Annotated in this window: 4 protein-coding genes; 1 reads left to right on the plus strand and 3 read right to left on the minus strand. The window is 71.0% G+C overall.

Annotated features, from left to right (window positions below; translation table 11 throughout):
• Positions 1–124: 124 nt before the first annotated feature.
• From GTW43_RS30205 to GTW43_RS30215, 3 genes are all read right to left on the minus strand, one after another.
• Complete coding sequence (locus GTW43_RS30205) at positions 125–661, minus strand: tetratricopeptide repeat protein (protein ID WP_161305167.1); 537 nt, start codon at positions 659–661, stop codon at positions 125–127.
• Positions 658–1533, minus strand: a complete 876-nt coding sequence (locus GTW43_RS30210; RefSeq protein WP_161305168.1) for an acyl-CoA thioesterase II — start codon at positions 1531–1533, stop codon at positions 658–660. Before GTW43_RS30210 ends, GTW43_RS30205 begins: the two co-directional genes overlap by 4 nt.
• Positions 1534–1624: 91 nt before the next feature.
• Positions 1625–4138 (minus strand): DEAD/DEAH box helicase, encoded by a 2514-nt coding sequence (locus GTW43_RS30215; protein ID WP_161305169.1) that lies wholly within the window; start codon positions 4136–4138, stop codon positions 1625–1627.
• Between the two features lie 205 nt (positions 4139–4343).
• On the opposite strand from GTW43_RS30215, the gene GTW43_RS30220 reads away from it, so the two are divergent.
• Positions 4344–5138 carry a metal-dependent hydrolase gene (locus tag GTW43_RS30220; protein ID WP_161305170.1) on the plus strand — a complete coding sequence of 265 codons (795 nt, stop codon included), beginning with the start codon at positions 4344–4346 and terminating at the stop codon, positions 5136–5138.
• Positions 5139–5172: the final 34 nt, after the last annotated feature.

A 5172-nucleotide genomic window follows, 5' to 3' on the forward strand; every position in this document is an offset into this window, starting at 1 on the left:
CGGGCGCCCGGGCCAGCCCCGGCCGACGCGTGCGGACCGCCCCGGGCGCCCGCGGCGCCGACGCGAAGCCTGTGGTCCAGGATCCTCGGCAGACGAGCCTGAGCGGAGCCGCGGAGCAGCCCGGTCACGCCGGGTCCGCGACCCCCTCGACGGCGTCGAGATCCCGGGCGTAGTGCTCGATGGCCGGCCGGTACGCCACCAGGTCCGGGTCCGCGCTGGTCTCGGCGACGACCGTGAGCAGCAACCGCATCCCGTCGTGTGCGCGCCCCGCGTTGTACAGCGCCATCGCCAGGAAGGTCCGGAGCGCCTGGTCACCGGGGAACTCCGCGACGGCGCCGCTCAGGGTGGCCACCGCCTCCGGGTAGCGGCCCAGCGTGCGGTACGTGCTGCCCAGGCCGAGCAGCGCGCCCCGTCGGTCCTCCTCGGACAGACCCGGGCGTGCGACGGCGGCGCCGTAGTGGGCGACGGCCTCGGCCTCACGCCCGAGCGCGTCGTGGACCCACGCCGTCTGATAGGCGATCGCGACGTCCTCCGGGAACCGCTCGCGCAGGTCGAGCAGCACCGTGCGGGCCTCCTCGCGGCGGCCCTCCTCCCGCAGCCGGACCGCACCGGCCAGGAGGCTGCGGGCCTGCTCGGCGTCGCTCGCGCCGTGGCCCGTCATGCGTCCAGCTTCCTGAACAGGCCCTCCTGGACCACCGACACGAGCAGACGCCCCTCGGTGTCGTAGATGCGCCCACGGGCCAGCCCACGGCCACCGGTCGCGATCGGCGACTCCTGGTCGTACAGGAACCACTCATCGGCACGGAAAGGACGGTGGAACCACATGGCGTGGTCGAGCGAGGCCATGTCGAAGCCGCGCGGGCCCCAGAGCGGTTCGACCGGCAGCCGCACCGCATCGAGCAGCGTCATGTCGCTCGCGTACGTGAGCGCGCACGTGTGCACGAGCGGATCGTCGCCCAGCGGACCGACCGCGCGCATCCACACGGCGCTGCGCGGCTCGGCGGCTCGCACGTCCTCCGGCGTCCAGCGCAGCGGGTCGGCGTACCGGATGTCGAAGGGCTGGCGGCGTGCCATCAGCTCCAGCGCCTCGGGCAGCGCCCCGAGATGGCTGCGTACCTCGTCGGCGACCGTCGGCAGCGACTCGGGATCCGGCACCGCGCGGGCCGGCGGCAACTGATGCTCGAAGGCCCCTTCCTCGGGCCGGTGAAAGGAGGCGGTGAGATTGAAGATCGTACGACCCTGCTGGACGGCCGTGACCCGGCGCGTGGTGAACGAGCGGCCGTCCCGCACCCGTTCGACCTGGTACACGATGGGCACACCCGGGCGTCCCGGACGCAGGAAGTACGCGTGCAGCGAGTGCACGGGCCGGTCGCCCTCGGTGGTGCGGCCGGCGGCCACCAGCGCCTGTCCGGCGACCTGCCCGCCGAAGACCCGCTGGAGGGACTCCTGGGGGCTGCGCCCACGGAAGATGTTGACCTCGATCTGCTCCAGGTCGAGCAGGTCGACGAGCCGTTCCGCAGGATTCGTCGTCATGCCTGGATCTCTCTTGTACGGGCGCCGGGAGTGGACCGGCGCGGGAGGAGCGGGGCGGCGGCCGACCGGGGGCGTCCGGCCGGCCGGAGGTTCACCACTGGCCGACGTCCGTGACCCGGACGACCGCACGGCCCTCCGCGTCGGAGGCGGCGAGGTCGACCTCGGCGCTGATGCCCCAGTCGTGGTCGCCGTTCGGGTCCGCGAAGGTCTGCCGGACCTTCCACAGTCCGTGCTCCGCGTCCTCCTCGATCATCAGGAGCTTGGGCCCGCGGGCGTCGGGGCCGGTGCCGAGGTCCTCGTACTCGTCCCAGTACGCGTCCATCGCCTCGCCCCATGCGTCCGCGTCCCAGCCCGCGTCGCCGTCCATGTCGCCGAGCTCCTCCACGTGGTCGAGCGCGGCCAGCTCGACCCGGCGGAACATCGCGTTGCGCACGAGCACACGGAAGGCGCGCGCGTTCGCGGTGACGGGCTTGACCTGGTCGGCCTTCTCCTGGGCCTCCTCCGCGGTCATCACCTCGGGGTTGGCGAGCTGCTCCCACTCGTCGAGGAGGCTGGAGTCGACCTGGCGCACCATCTCGCCGAGCCAGGCGATCAGATCCTGCAGATCCTCGGACTTGAGGTCGTCCGGCACCGTGTGGTCGAGCGTCTTGTACGCGCTCGCCAGGTAACGCAGGACGATGCCCTCGGTGCGCGCGAGCTCGTAGTGGGAGACGAACTCGGTGAAGGTCATGGCCCGTTCGTACATGTCACGGATCACGGACTTCGGCGACAGCGGGTGGTCGCCGACCCACGGGTGGCTCGTGCGGTACGTGTTGTACGCGTGGAAGAGCAGCTCCTCCAGCGGCTTCGGGTACGAGACGTCCTGGAGACGCTCCATGCGCTCCTCGTACTCGACACCGTCGGCCTTCATCAGCGCGACGGCCTCACCACGCGCCTTGTTCTGCTGCGCGTGCAGGATCTGCCGCGGGTCGTCCAGCGTCGACTCGACCACGGACACCATGTCGAGGGCGTACGACGGCGACTCCTGGTCGAGCAGGTCGAACGAGGCGAGCGCGAACGTGGACAGCGGCTGGTTCAGCGCGAAGTCCTGCTGGAGGTCGACGGTCAGGCGCACGATCCGGCCCGTCGGGTCCGGGGTGTCCAGCTTCTCGACGATGCCGCCGTCCAGCAGCGAGCGGTAGATCGCGATGGCCCGCCGGATGTGCCGCAGCTGGGCCCTGCGCGGCTCGTGGTTGTCCTCCAGCAGCTTGCGCATCGCCTCGAACGCGTTGCCCGGGCGGGCGATGACCGAGAGCAGCATCGTGTGCGTCACCCGGAAGCGCGAGGTGAGCGGCTCCGGCTCCGACCCGATCAGCTTCTCGAAGGTGCTCTCCGTCCAGCCCACGAACCCCTCGGGAGCCTTCTTGCGCACGACCTTGCGCCGCTTCTTCGGGTCGTCGCCCGCCTTCGCCAGCGCCTTCTCGTTCTCGATGACGTGCTCGGGCGCCTGCGCCACGACGAAGCCCGCGGTGTCGAAGCCGGCCCGTCCGGCGCGCCCGGCGATCTGGTGGAACTCCCGCGCGCGCAGCGTCCGCACCCGGTTGCCGTCGTACTTGGTGAGCGCGGTGAACAGCACCGTGCGGATCGGCACGTTGACCCCCACACCGAGCGTGTCGGTGCCGCAGATGACCTTCAGCAGTCCCGCCTGCGCGAGCTTCTCCACGAGCCTGCGGTACTTCGGCAGCATGCCGGCGTGGTGCACACCGATGCCGTGCCGCACGTAACGCGACAGGTTGCGGCCGAACTTCGTGGTGAAGCGGAAGTTGCCGATCAGCTCGGCGATCTTGTCCTTCTCCTCGCGCGTGCACATGTTGATGCTCATCAGCGCCTGCGCCCGCTCGACGGCCTGCGCCTGCGTGAAGTGGACGATGTAGACCGGCGCCTGCTTCGTGTCGAGCAGCTCCGTGAGCGTCTCGGTCAGCGGCGTCAGCCGGTACTCGTAGGAGAGCGGCACCGGGCGGGTGGCCGAGCGGACCACCGATGTGGGCCGGCCCGTGCGCCGCGTCAGGTCCTTCTCGAACATGGAGACGTCGCCGAGGGTCGCCGACATCAGGATGAACTGGGCCTGCGGCAGTTCGAGGAGCGGGATCTGCCAGGCCCAGCCGCGGTCGCCCTCAGCGTAGAAGTGGAACTCGTCCATGACGACCTGGCCGATGTCCGCCTGCGCACCGTCACGCAGCGCGATGGAGGCGAGGACCTCGGCGGTGCAGCAGATCACGGGCGCGTCCGCGTTGACGGACGCGTCGCCGGTCAGCATGCCCACGTTCTCCGTGCCGAAGAGCTTGCACAGCTCGAAGAACTTCTCGGACACGAGCGCCTTGATCGGCGCCGTGTAGAAGGTGACCTCGTCACGGGCCAGGGCGGCGAAGTGCGCACCCGCGGCGATCATGCTCTTGCCGGAACCGGTCGGCGTCGAGACGATCACGTTCGCCCCCGACACCGCCTCGATCAGGGCCTCCTCCTGGTGGGGATAGAGGGTGAGCCCACGCTCCTCGGCCCACGACTCGAAGGCGTCGTAGAGGGCGTCCGGGTCGGCGGTCTGCGGGAGCTGATCGATAAGGGTCACGCACCCATCTTGCCTGCCTTCCCGCCTGATCCGGCAATCGGATGTTGGCCCGAAGATCACGAACGCTACGCTGAGGCGCCGACGGGGCGTCAGCACACACGTGCGCACGCAGGGGCGCCGACAGAGGCGACAGACCGTCGGGACACGGGACTTGCCGGTGCCGCACGCGGAGCCGGCACAACAGGAACAGGGGCGGATCACCACCATGATGGGACCGGCACACTCACTGTCAGGAGCGGCGGCCTGGCTGGGGGTGGGCGCGGCAGCGGCCGCCGCCGGGCACCCGATGCCCTGGCCCGTCGTCCTCGTCGGAGCGCTGATCTGCGCCGGCGCCGCCCTCGCCCCCGACCTGGACCACAAGGCGGCCACCATCTCGCGGGCCTTCGGACCGATCTCGCACGCCCTGTGCTCGATCGTCGACAAGCTCTCCTACGCGGTGTACAAGGCCACCCGGATGAAGGGCGACCCGCGCCGCTCCGGCGGGCACCGCACGCTGACCCACACCTGGGTGTGGGCGGTGCTCATCGGCGGCGGCACCTCGGCGGCCGCGATCACCGGCGGTCGCTGGACGGTCCTCGCGATCCTCTTCATCCACATGGTGCTGGCCATCGAGGGCCTGCTGTGGCGGGCAGCCCGTGGCTCCAGCAGCGACGTCCTGGTGTGGCTCCTCGCCGGCACGAGCGCCTGGATCCTCGCCGGGATACTCGACCAGCCGGGCAACGGCTCGGACTGGCTGTTCACCGACCCGGGCCAGGAGTACCTGTGGCTCGGCCTGCCGATCGTGCTCGGCGCCCTCACCCACTGCGTCGGGGACGCGCTGACCGTGTCCGGCTGCCCGATCCTGTGGCCCATCCCCATCGGACGCCGCCGCTGGTACCCGCTCGGGCCGCCGAAGGCCATGCGGTTCCGGGCCGGCAGCTGGGTGGAGCTGAAGGTGCTCATGCCCGTGTTCATGCTGCTCGGCGGAGTGGGCTGCGCGGCCGCGCTCAACGTGATCTGAGCCCGGCCGCACCACCCGCCCCGGATCCGGCGTA

It is taken from the genome of Streptomyces sp. SID5785 (assembly GCF_009870065.1).
Taxonomy (GTDB): domain Bacteria; phylum Actinomycetota; class Actinomycetes; order Streptomycetales; family Streptomycetaceae; genus Streptomyces.